Origin of the sequence: Marinomonas phaeophyticola, from assembly GCF_026966905.1 — a bacterium.
Classification (GTDB): domain Bacteria; phylum Pseudomonadota; class Gammaproteobacteria; order Pseudomonadales; family Marinomonadaceae; genus Marinomonas; species Marinomonas phaeophyticola.
Genome location: NZ_JAPUBN010000011.1, coordinates 178,634 through 195,346 on the forward strand (window position 1 = coordinate 178,634; position 16,713 = coordinate 195,346).

General features: G+C 40.9%; 15 protein-coding genes. 10 read left to right on the plus strand and 5 right to left on the minus strand.

Features of this window, described 5'->3' with window-relative positions:
• Nucleotides 1–17: 17 nt before the first annotated feature.
• The 4 genes from O1D97_RS04745 to O1D97_RS04760 form a co-directional block, all read right to left on the minus strand.
• Complete coding sequence (locus O1D97_RS04745) at nt 18–1,412, minus strand: TolC family protein (RefSeq protein WP_269123284.1); 1,395 nt, start codon at nt 1,410–1,412, stop codon at nt 18–20.
• On the minus strand, nt 1,413–2,921 hold the full coding sequence (locus tag O1D97_RS04750; RefSeq protein WP_269123286.1) for an HlyD family type I secretion periplasmic adaptor subunit: 1,509 nt from the start codon (nt 2,919–2,921) through the stop codon (nt 1,413–1,415). It lies immediately after the preceding gene.
• Nucleotides 2,922–2,995: 74 nt separating this feature from the next.
• Complete coding sequence (locus O1D97_RS04755; RefSeq protein WP_269123288.1) at nt 2,996–4,711, minus strand: type I secretion system permease/ATPase; 1,716 nt, start codon at nt 4,709–4,711, stop codon at nt 2,996–2,998.
• A gap of 182 nt (nt 4,712–4,893) precedes the next feature.
• Nucleotides 4,894–5,712: a SapC family protein gene (locus tag O1D97_RS04760; protein WP_269123290.1), complete on the minus strand. Its 819-nt coding sequence runs from the start codon at nt 5,710–5,712 to the stop codon at nt 4,894–4,896.
• 45 nt (nt 5,713–5,757) lie between these two features.
• On the opposite strand from O1D97_RS04760, the gene O1D97_RS04765 reads away from it, so the two are divergent.
• From O1D97_RS04765 to O1D97_RS04780, 4 genes are read left to right on the plus strand one after another with little or no spacing between them, the layout of a single operon-like run.
• Entirely contained in the window at nt 5,758–5,967 is a 210-nt protein-coding gene (locus O1D97_RS04765) for a hypothetical protein (RefSeq protein ID WP_269123292.1), read from the plus strand.
• 57 nt (nt 5,968–6,024) lie between these two features.
• Nucleotides 6,025–7,419 carry an undecaprenyl-phosphate glucose phosphotransferase gene (locus O1D97_RS04770; protein WP_269123294.1) on the plus strand — a complete coding sequence of 465 codons (1,395 nt, stop codon included), beginning with the start codon at nt 6,025–6,027 and terminating at the stop codon, nt 7,417–7,419.
• 19 nt (nt 7,420–7,438) lie between these two features.
• The gene (locus O1D97_RS04775; RefSeq protein ID WP_269123296.1) at nt 7,439–7,597 is read left to right on the plus strand and encodes a hypothetical protein; all 159 of its coding nucleotides are present in this window, start codon (nt 7,439–7,441) and stop codon (nt 7,595–7,597) included.
• Nucleotides 7,598–7,619: 22 nt separating this feature from the next.
• Complete coding sequence (locus tag O1D97_RS04780; protein ID WP_269123298.1) at nt 7,620–8,669, plus strand: O-antigen ligase family protein; 1,050 nt, start codon at nt 7,620–7,622, stop codon at nt 8,667–8,669.
• A 23-nt stretch (nt 8,670–8,692) separates the two neighbouring features.
• Here the strand turns inward: O1D97_RS04780 and O1D97_RS04785 are convergent, their stop codons facing one another.
• Nucleotides 8,693–9,589: a GntR family transcriptional regulator gene (locus O1D97_RS04785; protein ID WP_269123299.1), complete on the minus strand. Its 897-nt coding sequence runs from the start codon at nt 9,587–9,589 to the stop codon at nt 8,693–8,695.
• 243 nt (nt 9,590–9,832) lie between these two features.
• On the opposite strand from O1D97_RS04785, the gene O1D97_RS04790 reads away from it, so the two are divergent.
• The 6 genes from O1D97_RS04790 to O1D97_RS04815 all read left to right on the plus strand — a co-directional run bounded on the left by O1D97_RS04790 (nt 9,833) and on the right by O1D97_RS04815 (nt 16,689).
• Complete coding sequence (locus O1D97_RS04790) at nt 9,833–10,588, plus strand: ATP-binding cassette domain-containing protein (protein ID WP_269123301.1); 756 nt, start codon at nt 9,833–9,835, stop codon at nt 10,586–10,588.
• A gap of 97 nt (nt 10,589–10,685) precedes the next feature.
• Nucleotides 10,686–11,678 carry an ABC transporter substrate-binding protein gene (locus O1D97_RS04795; protein WP_269123303.1) on the plus strand — a complete coding sequence of 331 codons (993 nt, stop codon included), beginning with the start codon at nt 10,686–10,688 and terminating at the stop codon, nt 11,676–11,678.
• A gap of 91 nt (nt 11,679–11,769) precedes the next feature.
• Nucleotides 11,770–12,786 carry an ABC transporter permease gene (locus O1D97_RS04800; protein WP_269123305.1) on the plus strand — a complete coding sequence of 339 codons (1,017 nt, stop codon included), beginning with the start codon at nt 11,770–11,772 and terminating at the stop codon, nt 12,784–12,786.
• A gap of 50 nt (nt 12,787–12,836) precedes the next feature.
• Nucleotides 12,837–13,850: a zinc-binding alcohol dehydrogenase family protein gene (locus O1D97_RS04805; protein WP_330221438.1), complete on the plus strand. Its 1,014-nt coding sequence runs from the start codon at nt 12,837–12,839 to the stop codon at nt 13,848–13,850.
• A 14-nt stretch (nt 13,851–13,864) separates the two neighbouring features.
• Nucleotides 13,865–15,040 carry a mannitol dehydrogenase family protein gene (locus O1D97_RS04810; RefSeq protein WP_269123307.1) on the plus strand — a complete coding sequence of 392 codons (1,176 nt, stop codon included), beginning with the start codon at nt 13,865–13,867 and terminating at the stop codon, nt 15,038–15,040.
• Nucleotides 15,037–16,689: a UxaA family hydrolase gene (locus O1D97_RS04815; RefSeq protein WP_269123308.1), complete on the plus strand. Its 1,653-nt coding sequence runs from the start codon at nt 15,037–15,039 to the stop codon at nt 16,687–16,689. Before O1D97_RS04810 ends, O1D97_RS04815 begins: the two co-directional genes overlap by 4 nt.
• Nucleotides 16,690–16,713: the final 24 nt, after the last annotated feature.

Consider the following 16,713-nt stretch of genomic DNA (forward strand, 5'->3'; position numbering starts at 1 on the left):
TGTTCATCTGGTATTTGTTAGCGAGTTGCTAACTCAAACAAACTATCGTATTTCTCTAGTCTAGAGTGATCTAATTGACCAGTTTCTAAGCGAAGGTTTAAGTCTGCTAATAGATAATCATTAAGCGTTTTAGCAAATTGAATTTGAATATCCACTAGTTGAGTTCTTGCTTCAAGCACTTCTATTTGATCGCCAAGATTTAATGTCTGCTGACGCTCTGCGGCTTCTAAAAGGGCTCTGCTAGATTCCTCTGATGCAATTAAAGCATTTAGTCTATCTTTAAAAGAGATTAAACGGTTATACGAAAGTTGTACTAACTGAGTTTTTTCTGATAGTAGATATTCTAAATCAACTTGTACTGCTAATAGTTCTGCTGCAGCTTTTCGTATGTTCGCTTGTATACGGCCGCCTGAGTATATTGGCATGCTGAATTCGAGTGCAGCGACCAGATCTTCTCTTGTTCTTAAATCATCATCAGATGCTTTATCTAAATAACTTAAATTGAATGATAATGTTGGTAAATGCTGGGCTTCTCGAGCTGAAACTCCATATTCTTGCTTTCTGATGCTACTTTTTGCTTGCTTAATATTTGCGTTGTTGTGAATTGTAGTAATCCATTCATCTTCATCGCCAACAAGTAAATCTGGGTTTAATTTATGGCCATTTTGAATCCAAGATTCTGGTATTTGAATATCAAGACCTGTCATATTTTGTAGAAGTGTTTTGGCATCTTTAAGTTGGCTTTGTGAATTGAGTAAGTCACTGCGAGCCAAATCACGACTTGATGTTGCTCTTAATACGTTGAGTTTATTACCAACACCTAACTCTTGGGTCCGTGTTTCTTGTGTAAGCTTGAGCTCTAATGCTTCAAGCTTTTCTTGATTTAAAAATACACTTTGAGACGCAAATAGTACGCTAAGATATTGTTCAGCAACTCTGTAGACTAATTCTTGTTCCGCTCTTTCATAGCGAAATCTAGCTTCTTCTACATAAGCTAAATCGCGTTTATAACCTTGGTACGACGAATAATCGAACAGAGGCTGTCTTAGACTTAGTCTCCAATAATAGTCAACTAACTCACCTCCTGATCTAGGTAAATCTGGATCATATGAGCTCGAATTTTCATCAGTATAAATATTATCCGAATCTTCATATTGATAGCCCGCCGTTAAACGAATATCTGGTAATAAGTTAGCAAAACTAATATCACCTTCTTGTTGCGTTGCTTGATACTGATAGAAAGCCTTTCTAAGGCTTGGGTCATTATTTGTAGCTGCTTCTAATGCTTCTTCAAAGCCATTAGGTATAGAAGAAGCATTTGTTGTACTTGCTGCAGCAAATAGCATTAAAATGGTAAGCTGTCGTGTTTGAGCAGAATTAAAGTAAGCTCTTACTCGATTAAAAATTAACATTTACTTCTCCTTTAGACTACGAGCAAAGCTGTCAGTAATGGGTTTAAGTAAATAACTAAACATGGTTCTTTCTCCGCGACGAATCATTACTTCTGCAGGCATCCCAGGTTTAAGGCCCATTCCTTCAGCAAGGCTTTCTGCCATATCTTTAGCTCCTTTTTTGGTCACTTTGATGCGAGCAAGGTAGTAGGGCATTTGATCTCGCTCATTTAGAAGTCTATCAGCAGAGACATTGATTACCTCTCCCTCAATAACTTTAGTAATTCGAGCATCAAAAGCAGAGAAACGAATATCTGCCATTTGTCCAATATACACTTCGTTAATGTCTTGAGGCATCAATTTAGCTTCTACGACAAACGAATCAGTTAAAGGGACTAAATCAAGTAATGTTTGACCAGGAGGTGCTACACTGCCGATTGTATGGATTTGAAGATCTACTATAATGCCATTCTCTGGTGCTGTTATTGTTGTGCGTCTTACTCGGTCCGAGGCAATGGCTAGGCGCTCTTGATTATCATAATAGCTGTTCTGTGTGACTTTTATGCGTTCCCCTACGTCTTTTAAATACTCTTGAGTACGGGTTGCAATTTTAAGCTCTGTCTCAGTTATCTGTAAATTAAGCTGTGCAATATTGGATCTCAAACGACCAATTTCATTCTTAGCGGAAAGAATGGTGCGTTTTAGCTCTCTAGAGCGCTGACCATCACCTAACCCTTCTTCAAAAAGAGTACTAAAGGCGATCTCTTCTTCTTCTAATAATGTTACTTGTTGTTCTTGAATATCGATTTGTTCATTTAGTCCTTTAATTTGCTCTTGTGTTTGAGTTACTTGTGTTTGGAAGGCTTGCTTTTCTTGATTGAATGAACTGAGTCTTGCTTTAAGCAGTTGTTGCTGTTGTATCAATGCGTTTGCAATGTCTTTATCTTTTTCTGAGTGGCTTAATAGTTCTTCAGAAAAAACCAAGTTAGTGTCAAAATTTTGTTCAGCATATAAACGTTCTAATTCTGCTTTGGCAGTAAACAAACGTTTTTGACTGCTGTTATACTGAGCTTCAATTTGAGTGGTTTCTAGTTGTATAAGCGGCTGTCCAGCCGTGACTTTATCACCGTTATGAACAAAAATATCTTCAACAATACCACCTTCAAAGTGCTGAATAGACTTGCGATAGCTGTCTACAACAACTTCACCTTGAGAAACGAGTGCACTGCTTAAAGGCGCAAAACCTGCCCATACCGAAAACAAACCAAGTGTTAACACCAAAAAGATGATCCCAAACTTGACGTATTTTTTATCGTCTGTTGGTACTGTTGATTTAGATTGTGATGCTTGGGGTGCGCTTTGATTAAACGGTACAATGGTTTGTGCTGCAGCAACGCGCTCATCCTCAGAACGGGTATCCTCATCATCGTTGTTCTTGTTTGACGATTCGTTAGGCATTTCAGAAATAACGGCGTCTTCTACTTCTTGACCTTCGTAGCGGTCTTTTCCTGTATCTGTTGGCTTAGTCATTGTCTTTCTCTTTATTCTTCCCCTAATGCGCTTGCATTAGGGGAAAGTAATTTATGGGTTGGCTCTAAATAGCGTTAAGCTGGGGCTTGAGATAATTTTTCTTGCTCAGCCTTCTGTACGGCTAACTTTTTCATTACCTCGTCTCTAGGCCCAAAAAATTGAACTTGCCCTTCACGCATAACAAGCAATTTATCAATACTGCGAAGAATGGAAGTGCGATGACTGATTACAAACGTAGTTGTCTTTTGTGCTTTTAATATTTGTAGCGTTTGAGCGAGTGCTTGCTCACCTTGCTCATCCAGATTGGAGTTTGGCTCATCTAAGATCACTACCTTTGGCGTGCCGTATAATGCTCTTGCTAGACCGATACGCTGTCTTTGTCCGCCAGAAAGCGCACCAGAGTCAGTACCTATAATTGTGTCATAAGCATTGGGTAGTCTTAATATAAGCTCATGAACACCTGCTTTTTTAGCGGCTAAGACAACTTTGTCTGCATCTACTTCACTAAAGCGAGCGATGTTTTCACTAACTGTACCATTAAAAAGCTCAATATCTTGGGGTAGATAACCAATATGTGGACCTAATTCATCACGGTTGTAATGTTGTATTTCGGCGCCATCAATCCTAACGGCACCATTTGATGCTGGCCAAATACCAAGTAATGCACGTGCAAGTGTTGATTTGCCTGCGGCACTTGGTCCAACAATACCAACAAGCTCTCCAACTTGAACTTCAAGATTGACGCCTCTAAGAGCAGGCGTCTTTGATGCAGGCGGTATGACTAAAAGATTTTCTACATCAACTCGACCTGTTGGCGTTGGTAATTGCATATTACGTTCATTTGCAGGAATCGCTTTTAATACTTCTGACAATCGACCGTACGATGCGCGAGCATTATTAAATCCTGTCCAGCTGTTTATGATAAGGTCGACAGGTGCAAGTGCGCGTCCCATTAAGATAGAGCCTGCGATCATCATACCTGGCGACATTTCATTGATGACAACGAAATAAGCACCTAGGCCTAAGATAAGAGACTGAAAAATCATTCTTAAGACTTTACTTAAGTTAGAGAAAATACCCGCTTTATCGCTCGCATTGGTTTGTTTCTCTAGGAAGGTTTGATGTTGTTGGTACCAACGCCCCATAATATTTGGCAGCATCCCCATCGCATGCAACACTTCCGCATTTCTTAAGTTTCCAGTAGCGAGGCTTTGTGCTTTAACGTTTTCGCCATTGGCTTCAGTGAGTAGTTTTTTTGTTGTTTTCTCATTAAAAACAGCAACAATAATTAGGACGATCGCTGCGCCTAGTGAAAACCAACCAAATGCAGGGTGGAATATAAACAGTAAACCAATGTAGATGGGCATCCAAGGCGCATCAAAGAAGGCGAATAAACCATTGCCCGTCATAAATTGACGTAAGCTGGTTAAGTCACTTAATGGCTGAGATGTACGTTGATTAGGGGAGCGTACACCTAATTCGAACATAGCAGAGTAGACTCGTTGACTTAAGTACTGATCCATCTGGTTACTTAGTCTTACCAGTATACGTGAGCGAACCCACTCCAATGTGCCCATCACACTGAACATCAACACCATAATCATAGTTAGAAAGAACAGGGTTTCCAAACTGCGTGAAGCAACCACGCGGTCATATACTTGAAGCATATATAGTGGAGACGTTAGCATTAATAAGTTAATAAATAAGCTAAAAAATCCAGCAGCGATAAACCCTCGTTTGCTGGCTTTGAGGGCGCCGGTGAGGTCGTCTTTTACAGTGGTGTTGCTCATGGTTATCTCAGTTTAAATTGTTGGTATAACCATTTTTCATTAAACACGCTTAGGATGAGTATGCAATGAAAAATGGAATGTACTCGAAATGGTGTTTCTTGTTTTTAATCAAACAAACCAAACATTGGCGTTTTAATATGGGTTGTAAGATTAAAAACAAGGATTGATTGTGAAATTATCTATTAAAAGCTGAAGAATTCATCCTTCTCTCCAAAAATTTCATCTAAGTCTGGCTCTTTCTCTATGCTATTTTGGTGTTGTTGCAGATCTTTGTGGACCTTTTGGAGTGTTGATAGACCTTTGCATCTTGGCTCAGAAAAAACTTGAGCATAAGCTATTTCTAATGCCCCAGTTTTATTTAGCTTAGCGGCCATCTCCGGTGTTAGATTCGCTAAAGCTTTTATGTCTATATGATATAAACCATTGAGTGCTTTTTCTACTGTGGCACCATCCTCTTCTTCTTCGGAATAAGTTATAGACCAGGGAGTAATTAAATTAGCTTGTTGTAATGCAGACATTAAGCTTAATGTGCTTTTTCGTCCATTTAGTGCTTTTTCTAAAAACTTAACGAAATTCATCATATGATCAGATAAATTTGTTTCATCTTTAAAAAAGGCTAGATCGTCTTGCGCAAGTTCAAATTTAACCGCACTTTCTTCAACGCAAAGCTGTAACTGAGTCGAATCTTTATCTGCCTCTAGTGAAAAGGGATAAGCTCTATAAAATGCAGGTTTATATCCTCCTAACCAACGGCCATCTGGAAGCACAAAAAGGTTCTCGTTTGGCTTTAAAGATTGTAAGCCGACTAACTCAAATGATTCTGTATTATCGTGTGCATTTGAACGTTTTTGAAAGGCAATGCTCATGTGCTGTATTACATGAGATAACTCTTCCCTTAATAGCGGCACCGTTGTCATCATGGCCGCGTATTTCATATTAATGCTGGGAGTATAGCCAGCTTTGTTATGTACTGATCGCTGTAGAGGTACGTAGCGAGTCATAAGTTATCTCCAATACAACTTAAAAAATATGGCGCGTAGTGTAACATGCAAGGACGTATTTTATGTGATCAGAAACACTTAATCTTATGTTTTAATCGTGTAAATTATCTCTCTATATTCGGTTTTTTAGTTACTACTCCATTGCCATCTTTTGCGATTTTCTTTCCTGTTAATGGCGCTTTACGTGGATTTGTTATGGGGGAAAGCGTTGATCGTAAAGTAGAAATTTATCTATTAATCTCTATTCAGTTGTAGTGGATTAGTGTATTTTGGGCGGTTACTTATCATGTTTTGTCTTCGAGAATATATACAGTGAAATCAGGTCGTGGTTTAAAAGAGCACAGTGCATCCATAGGTATCACTCTCCGCATATTGGATGCTGTAGGGATTATTACAGCCGGTTTTTGTTCTTTCTATTGGTTTTTTGATCACAACTACTTTGGTGGTTACTTTTATAATAGCGTGCTCGTTGGTGTGTTAATGGGGCAGGTTGCTTATAGCTCGTTAGGGGCTTATCAAGGCTGGAGGGGAACCAACTCTACAACTGAGGCCAGTTTGGTTTTCTGGTCTCATGTCGTTACCTTCTTATTAATTATTTTATCCGCTTATGTTACCCAATATGGTGATTCTCTTCCGAGGATGTGGGTGTTTTCTTGGTTTGTTTGGTCGCTTATGTTTATTGCCATAATGAGAATATCTGTGCGGAGAACGCTTGGTTATTGGCGAGCTAAAGGCCGTAATATTCGTCGCATTTTATTAGTGGGAAATGGTGATCTTGGTTTAAGAGTTATTGATAAACTTCAACAAAATCCAAATCTTGGGCTATCAGTTGTGGGTTTTATTGATGATGAACCAACGTCTTCTGTGCAAAACCCAGAATACCCCATATTAGGCTCTATTGACGATGTGGAAAAAATTGTCCATGAGCGAGGGGTTGACCAAGTCTGGATTACCTTACCTTTAGGGGAAGTTCAGAAAATGGAAAAAACCCAAACCTTATTGGCCACGACAACGGTGACGATACGTATTGTACCGGATATATTTGGCTTTCAATTATTGAACCACTCTATAACAGAAGTAGCGGGGTTGCCGTTAATTAATCTTTCTACCTCTCCCATGCTAGAGGGGAAAAATAGAGTACTTAAGTGGCTTGAGGATAAAGTTCTAGCTTCTGTGATCTTACTTTTTATTAGCCCTTTAATGTTGATGTTAGCTATTGGAGTGAAGCTTTCTTCAAAGGGGCCGGTATTTTATCGACAAGAGCGTGTTAGCTGGAATAGCCGATCATTTAATATGTTGAAATTTCGATCGATGGAAGTAGACAGTGAGCTGGATGGTGTTACCTGGGGGGGCGCAGAAAGTATGAAAGTGACTCGATTTGGGCGCTTTATTCGTCGTACGAGTTTAGATGAGCTCCCTCAGTTTATTAATGTGCTTAAAGGCGACATGTCCATTGTTGGACCAAGGCCAGAAAGAACGGTGTTTGTAGAGCAGTTTAAATATGAAATCCCTCTGTATATGAAAAAACATATGGTAAAAGCGGGGATTACTGGCTGGGCTCAAATTAACGGTTGGCGTGGTGATTCTGATTTACAGCAACGTATTGATTGTGATTTGTATTACATCGAAAACTGGTCGATCTGGTTGGATTTAAAAATAATAGTGTTTACCTTATTAAGTGGCTTCTCTCATAAAAATGCAAAATAATAGGCTGGAAAGACATCCTATGAATACCAGCTTTACTTCTATTGTCTTCCTTTCTTGGTTGATGGCGGCCGCTTCTTTAGGTTTAAGTTTATTGCTTAATGAAGGTATCTCTATAGCGCCATTATTTTTGTTGTGCACGTTTTTCTGTCTTGCGATGAGAAAAAAAGTGGTCGTTTGATCGCTTAGATCTAGTATTAGCCATGGCTTTTGCTGCCTACTTTTTGAGTATGATTCTCTTTGTCTATTTAGACGGTTGGCATACCAGAGAGCTCGATCGCCCAATGAGATTCTTATTAGCCTTGCCCGTTTTGCTTGTCTTATTAAAACTGCCATACCAAAAAAACTTTCTTTGGTATGGGGTTATCTTTGGTGCACTGGGGGCGTTTTGCTTTGCGGTATTTGATCGATGGGTTCTAGGTCAAGATCGTGCCAATGGTTTTGAGCACCCTATTATGTTTGGTAATACCTCTCTTTTATTAGGTGGTCTGTCTTTTTGTGCTTTCTTATACTTTAAATCGGAGAAAAACACGCCCGTTTTAACCGTGCTCGCATTTATGGCGGCTTTATGCGGCGTATTTGCTTCATTATTATCGGGAACTCGAGGGGGATGGATTTCTCTTCCTATTATTTGTGTGTTTATTCTTTGGCAAAGTCGGGACTTGTTAGATAAAAAAATACGCATTTGGGGCGCGTGTTTACTCATAGCGTTAGGTGTCAGTATTGTTTCTGTTCCTCAATTTGGTGTAGCGAAGCGATTGCATGAGGTGGTCACCGACATTGAACGTTATCAGACTGGGGATTTTGTTTATAATTCTGTGGGACAGCGTTTTGAAATGTGGAAAGGCGCAGTGTATATGTTCAAAATGGCCCCAGTATTGGGGGTCGGGGAATACCATAGTGTGGCCATTAAGCAAAAGTTAGCTGATCAAGGGCTTATCAGTGAGTCTATTTTACGTTTTTCCCATGCTCATAATGAATACCTGACCTCTTTAAGCTTAAGAGGAATAGTAGGTCTCTTGTTTCTTCTGCTTGTGTATCTTGTGCCTTTGAAGTTATTTCTGAATAAAGTGCGATCCCATCAACACAATTGGAATGTGAAAGCCTATGCATTAGCTGGTGCATTGATTCCAATGAGTTATATGGACTTTGCATTAACCCAATCTATGTTTAGCCACAATATTGGCGTTATGTTTTACGCTTTTTCAATCGTCTTTTTTTGGGCCGCAACCCGCTGGGTAGAACGAGATTAAGCGATGAATAATGAACTCCTAACTTAAAGAATAGCCGTATTTTTTAAGCTTTCTTTCGCTGTATTAAGGTGTTTTTCTAAGGCTAATGTAGCGCCTCGATAATCTTTCATAAGCATTTTACTAATGATGTCTATGTGTTCATGCACGGCCACCGTATTCCTGTCTTTTTCTGAGTTTCTATCCCATTGATAATGGTAATGAAAAACAAAGCTAATAATGTCGTAAAACTGACTTACGAATTGATTAGGCTGAGCTGATTGCATAAGTGTATGAAATTTTTGATCTAACTTTGGAAATTCATGGAATCGTTCTTCCATATGAGGTTCAATCTCTTGATGTTCAAGGAGAAGTGCTTCTAATTGTTGCCAATGGGGTTTTGTTTCTTCTAGCTGCATAAAGCTAGACAATGAATACATTTCAAATAAATGCCTCACCTCATAGAGTTCATCAACAAATTGCTCGTCAAAATTTTTCATTTGCCATTGGGAGCGAGGGCTTTTTTCAATGAGTCCAAAACGCGAGAATCGAATCAAAAATTCCCTTACTGTTACCGTATTGCAATTGGACTGTCTTGCTAACTCCAATTCAGAGAAACGGTCGCCGGGTTTGATTTTTCCGTTCAAAATAAGGTTTAAAAAGTGTTCTTCTACCTGTTTGTCCTTCGACATACTTTGCTTATTTACCGCGAAATAGTGACTTTTTTGTGGCATTGCATATAGGGTTTTCTGTGATCCTAATTTTACGATAAAGCCCTGTTCAATCATGTAATCAATGGTTTTTCTAGCGGTAGAGCGACTTACGTCCAGTCTGTTCGCAATGGTTAAGTCGGAAGGTAAGTTATCCCCCACCACATATTCGTTTTTTAGGATATCTAATAGTGCATTTACCGATTTTTGAAAAAGAAAATTCTTTCTGCTCACAATATGACCTTTTTTTGGAATTCGCCGTAGTTAATCAAGAATAGTGTTTTTTTTAACTTTAGAAACGTAATTGATTCCATTGTTATTTTTCAATAATAAACCTGATTATGCGGTTTTTAAAGGCTATTTTTGTTTTTATCTTCTGATTTTTATAAGTAAAAAACAATTGATTTTTACTTATAATAGTCATAATCTGACTTCACTTTCTAAATAAAAATAACAATTAGCATTAGAGGTTGCTCAATGAGTGATTTGTTAGAAATTAAAAATTTACGTAAAAGCTTTGGCCCTGTTGATGTCTTGCGTGGTGTAAATCTTACTTTACATAAAGGCGAGGTGCTTGCTGTTGTGGGTGACAATGGTGCGGGCAAATCGACTCTGATTAAGCATATTGCGGGTGTTTATCATCAGGATTTAGGTGACATTACTCTTGATGGTTCTAAAGTCGACTTTGCTTCTCCAAAAGAGGGAAGAGAAGCGGGTATTGAAACGGTATATCAAGATCTTGCTTTGGCGGACGAGCTATCAGTTGGCGCCAATATTTTCCTTGGCCGTGAGCCTATCAAAAAACTGTTCGGTTTATTTCCTACTATAGATAATCAGAAAATTCTTGAAGAAACTGAAAACCTAATCAATCGCATTGAAAGTCATATTCCTCCAAAAGCGCCCAATGTGGCGGGTTTATCTGGTGGGCAGCGTCAAGCTGTTGCTATTGCCAGAGCGCTTTATTGGAAAGCGAAAGTCGTTATTCTTGATGAACCAACCGCGGCCTTAGCGGTTATGGAGAGAGATAACGTTGTGAAGTTATCCAAGTTACTCGCGAGTGAGGGCGTTGGTGTCATTTATGTTGGTCATAACTTGGTTGAAATCCTTGATGTGGCTGACCGAGTTGCGGTTATGTTTCAAGGGCAAGTGGTGCATGTTACCCGTTCTGAAGACACAACCCAAGAAGAGCTAATCAAATACATGACTGGCTTTTCGGAAACGAAAGTCGCGTAGTTATTAAAGATCAACCAATGATAGTTGGTGATCTTAATGCCATGCGCATTCAGTTCGAACATTCTTAAGATTCAATAACAAAAATAAGAGAGCAATTATGAAAAAGTTTACCCCTATTTTAGCATCGGCTACTTTAGCAATGAGTTTGGTTGCCACATCCATGTCAGCAACCGCTGCTGAGTCTTATGTGCCTGTGATTGTTAAAGCAACCACCTCAGAATATTGGCAGACTGTTTTTCTAGGTGCGCGCGCTGCCGCAAAAGATGCAGGCGTTCGTATTGAAGAGCTTGGAGCGGCAGCGGAGTCTGATATCGCAGAGCAAATTGCCATTATGGAAAATACCATTACTCGTCAACCTACCGCGATAGTATTGGCCCCGACGGCTACCGATCCATTATCTGGAACGGTAGAAGCCGCAACGGCTGCAGGCATTCCCGTGATCCTAATTGATTCTGCTGTTGGTACGGATGCTTATGCTTCTTTCCTTTCGACTAATAACTATGTTGGTGGACAAAAGGGAGCGGAAGCGCTAGCTCAATGTATTAAAGACAAAACGGGTAAAGCAGAGGGTAAAGTCGCTTACTTAACCTCTCTTGCGGGTGTGGAATCATTAACGTCTCGTGATAATGGGTTCCTTGATGGTATGAAAGCATTTCCAGGAATCGAGGTGGTTGATAATCGAATCGGTAATAACGATATGGCTCAAGGCCTAACGAATACACTTGATATTATGAGCCGCACTCCTGACCTAGTTGGCTTGTTTGCTGATAATGCCATCATGGGGATTGGTGCTGGCGCCGCTCTTGATGAGCGTGGGGGGAATAAGCCTTGTCTAATTGCCTTTGATGCGGATGAGCAAGAAGTAAACTTATTGAAAGATAACATCATTGATGGCTTGATTGTACAAGATCCTTACATGATGGGTTATGCCGGTGTTTGGTTTGCCGCGGCCGCAGGACATGGTGCGCGTTTACCAAAAGAGATTGATACAGGTGTGATGGTTGTTACGCCAAGTAACTATAAAGAATCTAAATTTGCTGGCTTACTCGATCCGAAAAAACGTCAACTTGGCTCGTTCGTAGGCGAGTAATTTTATTACTGTAATTTGGTGAGGCTAGAGGTTTTGTCCTATTTCCTCTGGTCGCTCCATTTTATTGCTATATAGAATTCTTGGAGGGGTTATGTCTGTTCTGCAAACAAGTGAATTAAATAAACAAGGTGTCAATGTGTCCGTGATAGATAAGCTTTCACAAAGAATTAAACAAAAAGGCGTGCCTGTTGAGACATTTGTTGTCTTGTTAACGGCGTTGCTTTGGGTGGTTCTGTCGTTCGCCTCCCCGTACTTTTTAACGGAAGGCAATGTGTTAAATATTATGCGTCAAGTATCCATATCTGGAATCATTGCTTTTGGTGTGTTGTTCACCATATTGATAGCTGGTATTGATTTATCTGTTGGTTCAGTTGCCGCGTTGGCGGGTGTTGTAGTGGCAAAACTATTGGTTTTAGGTTTGCCTATTTGGCTGGCGGTTGCGGGTGCGATGGGGTTAGGCATAGCGATCGGTTTGTTTAATGCGTTTGCTATTTTTCGTTTGGGTATCCCTGCTTTTATTGTGACCTTAGCTGGATTACAGGCCTATCGTGGTGGCGCATTGTTAGCCAGTGATGGCATGAGTGTTTCAGGTTTGCCTAAGGCTTTCAGTGCCTTTGCTAGAGGTGAGTTTTTAGGTATACCAACTCTGTTTTGGACCATGGTTATTATTGGTTTGATACTGCATTTTGTACTCACGAAAACCCGTACAGGTCGTTACCTAATCGCAATGGGTAGTAATCAAGAGTCGGCTAGACGAGTGGGTATTAATATCAGCAAAATGACCTTTTTAGCGTATACCTTGAGTGCGGCATTGGCGGCGTTGGCGGGTATTTTATTAGTGTCTCGCTTGAGTGTTGGCACACCGACGGCGGCGATGGCCTATGAATTAAATGCGATTGCCGCAGCGGTTGTTGGTGGTGCGAGTTTATTTGGTGGTCGTGGTTCTATTACCGGTACCTTTATTGGCGCTTTGTTGTTCGTAACCATTGCAAATGGGGCGAATTTATTAGGTGTTGATCCTTTTTGGCAAATGGTGGCGGCAGGGGTGTTGATCGCGATTGTTGTCTATATCGATAACGTACAGAAACGTCGTAAATCGGGCGTTTAGTTCCAGTCTTTATCTGTTCGTTGTTATCTATCTGATCTTAGGAGAGTTTCATGATGAAATCCGTTGTGTGTACACAACCCGGAGTGATGGAGGTGCGTAATATAAAGCGCCCTCAAGATCAGGCTGGCAAGGTTGTCATAAAAATTAAACGTATTGGTATTTGTGGTACTGACATTCATGCATTTGGTGGTAATCAGCCTTTCTTTCAATACCCTAGAGTATTGGGGCATGAACTATCCGGTGTGATTGATTCTGTTGGTGAAGGCGTAGCGCTTGAGGTCGGCCAAGAGGTCTATGTTGTACCCTATATGTCTTGTGGTCACTGTATCGCATGTCGTAATGATAAAGCGAATTGTTGTACAGATATTCAAGTGCTCGGCGTCCATATTGATGGTGGCATGTGTGAGTATTTGCAAGTTCCTGAAGAATATGTGGTAAAAACGGATGGTATTTCATTAGACCAATTAGCCGTGGTTGAGTGTTTAGCTATTGGTGCTCATGCGGTACGCCGATCGGAGATACAAGCGAATACCGACGTATTGGTCGTGGGTGCAGGTCCCATTGGAATGGGAATTGCCCAATTTGCCAAGGAGAGAGGGGCGCGAGTCATCATGATGGACATGAACCAAGATCGTTTGGACTTCTGTAAAACGGTTCTGAAAGTGGATGATGTACTATTGGCAGGGGAATCTGCAGGTTCGGATTTATCTCATTTAACGAAGGGTGAGTTTCCATTAACGGTATTCGATGCGACTGGCAACCCAAAAGCGATGCAGGCTGGTTTTTCTTGGGTAGCTCATGGTGGCCGTTATGTACTTGTTAGCGTCGTGAAGTCGGATATTACCTTTTCAGACCCAGAGTTCCATAAGCGTGAGATGACGTTAATGGGAAGCCGTAATGCAACCCACGAAGATTTTGCGCATGTTGTGTCTTGTCTACGAAAAGGCTCCGTGATCGCAAACTCGATGATTACCCATAGAGGTGCGTTACTGGATTTACCGACTTTATTGCCAGAGTGGTGTAAGTCAGAAAGTGGCGTGATTAAAGCGCTTATCGAAGTGTAAGTAGAGGTTTTGATATGAACGATGGCTTGATCATGCAGTTTGGCACAAGTCGCTTTTTGCAAGCTCATGTTGACTTTTTTGTTGGTGAATCCATCGCTCAAGGTCATTCAAATAGTAAAGTGGTAGTGGTTCAAACTTCCAATAGTTTGGCGGGTAAGATGCGTTTAAAGGCATTTCAATCGAATGCTACGTATCCTGTCAAAATTCAGGGGCTCAAATTAGGAAAAATTGTCAATCAAACGGTACAAGTCCAATCCATTGAAACTGGCTTTCAGGCGGATTCAGACTGGTCTGATGTCGTCTCACTTTTTTGTCAACGAGTGACTCATGTTGTGTCTAATACAGCCGATCAGGGGTATCTATTAGAGGCTACCGACAGCCTAGACTTATCTCCGCCAGCCAGCTTTCCTGCAAAATTATTAGTGCTGTTATTCGCTCGTTTTAAAGACAATGCCGTTCCCGTAACGATAATGCCTTGTGAATTGGTGGTCAACAATGGGGATGTGCTGAAAAATTTAGTGTTAAATTTGGCGGCTCAATGGGCATTGCCGCCCGTTTTTTTAGATTGGTTACAAAATCGCTGTCTTTGGATTAACTCCCTCGTGGATCGTATTGTATCTGAATCAATCGAGCCTATTGGGGCGGTTGCTGAACCTTATGCCTTATGGGCAATAGAAGATCAACCTGGTCTTGTTTTACCCTGTCAGCATGACGCTATTCGTGTATTGGATAACTTGGAAGAGGCGGAGTTTTTAAAGTTAGGGGTTTTAAACTTATCTCATACTTATTTAGTAGATACTTGGCGCCAGCTAAAGCGAGTCGAGGCGACGAGACCTGAGATGGAGTCTATTCATACGGTTGTACAGGCGATGGAAAACCCTCTGTTACGTCATGCATTTGAAACTGTGTTGGCGGAGGAGGTTGTCCCTGTACTGTTGGCTATGAATCTAAATGAAGAGGTTATTGCTTATGTTGATAGCGTAAGAGAGCGATTTTTGAATCCTTTTTTACAGCATAATTTATCTGATATAGAACAAAACCATCAAAGTAAAATTGAGCGTAGGATTAGCCCAGTGGTAAGCAAGGCCCAGCGGTTGTTGCCTAGCTTAAAGCAACCAAAACTCGTGGCGTGTATGGTACGCAATCAGGTTCAGATGGATATGCCGGATGATTTGGAGCTTGAGTTATGAGTCGTCAATTTTTAAAAATTCATCCAGACGATAATTTGATCGTTGCCTTGAGAGACTTACAAAAAGAAGAATTGATTGAGTTTGCTGGTGAAGAGTATCTTTTTCCTGAGAAAGTGAAAGCGAAACATAAATTTGCTATACGTGACTTTGCGGTAGGTGAGAAACTGATTCAGTATGGTATTACGGTGGGAGAGGTGGTGAAACCCATTGTGAAAGGCGGCGTTATTACTGTAGAGAATACACGTCATAGCAGTGAGTCTTATTGTGCAGGTTCAGAGGAATATCATTGGGAACAGCCTGATGTATCTCGTTGGCAGAATAAAACATTTCAAGGTATTAAGCGTTCGGATGGGCAAATAGGAACGGCAAATTATTGGATCGTTGTCCCCTTGGTGTTTTGTCAAAATCGCAATATAGAGCGGATGAAGGTTGCCCTTCAGGATGCGCTTGGTTATCGCAATGAAACCCATTATATAGATCTAGCTCGTAACCTTGTTTCCCACTATCAAAATGCTCAAAACCATGATTCTGAAAGCATGGGTTTAGCGAGTGACGACTTTATCGCTCCTCCAAGAGACCTGGTCTTTCCTAATTTAGATGGGGTTAAGTTTATTACGCATACGGCAGGTTGTGGTGGTACTCGAGACGATGCACTAGCTCTGTGTAAATTGTTAGCAGGCTATATTCATCATCCGAATGTAGCAGGGGCGACGATACTGAGTCTAGGTTGTCAAAATGCGCAAATGTCTTTGTTGCAAGACGAGTTAACTAAGCTTGATCCTAATGCTATTACCCCGGTGCAATGGTATGAACAGCAAGCTTATGGAACGGAAAGAAAAATGCTGGATGCGGCTATCAAGGGGACATTTAAAGGTTTGCAAGAGGCGAATAATGTTAAGCGTGAAGCCTTGCCTTTATCTGGTTTGAAAATTGGTGTTGAGTGCGGTGGTTCAGATGGTTTTTCTGGCTTATCGGCTAACCCACTAATTGGTCGAGTGGTTGATAAAATTGTGGCTCTGGGGGGGACTTCTATTTTAGGTGAGTTTCCCGAGTTATGCGGAGTTGAACAAAACTTATTAAATCGCTGCGCGCGGCCAGAACTAAGAAGTCGTTTTACTCAGCTTATGCAAGCCTATGAAGCGCATGCGTTGGCAGCCGGAGCCACATTCGATATGAATCCTTCTCCGGGAAACATTCGTGATGGTTTAATTACCGATGCCATGAAATCAGCGGGAGCGGCTTTAAAAGGCGGAGCGGCCCCAGTAGAAGACGTATTGGATTATACCGAAGTGGTGACGCGACCAGGGTTAAATTTACTTTGTACTCCAGGTAACGATGTTGAATCAACGACGGCCTTAGTGGGCTCCGGAGCAAACCTAGTGCTGTTTTCAACAGGGTTGGGGACACCTACTGGGAACCCCATTGTTCCTGTCATGAAAATATCCAGTAATACGAAAGTGTATGAACGTATGCATGACATTATCGATTTTAATGCGGGTCCAATAGTTACTGGTGAGAGGGATTTGGAAGCGCTGAGCAATGAATTATTAGACCTGTGTTTAGAGGCGGTGTCAGGTCAATATTTAGTTAAAGCGAGACGATTGGAGCAAGATGACTTTATTCCATGGAAACGTGGCGTGTCTTTATAAATGGGCTTTTCTACTTAACTGGAA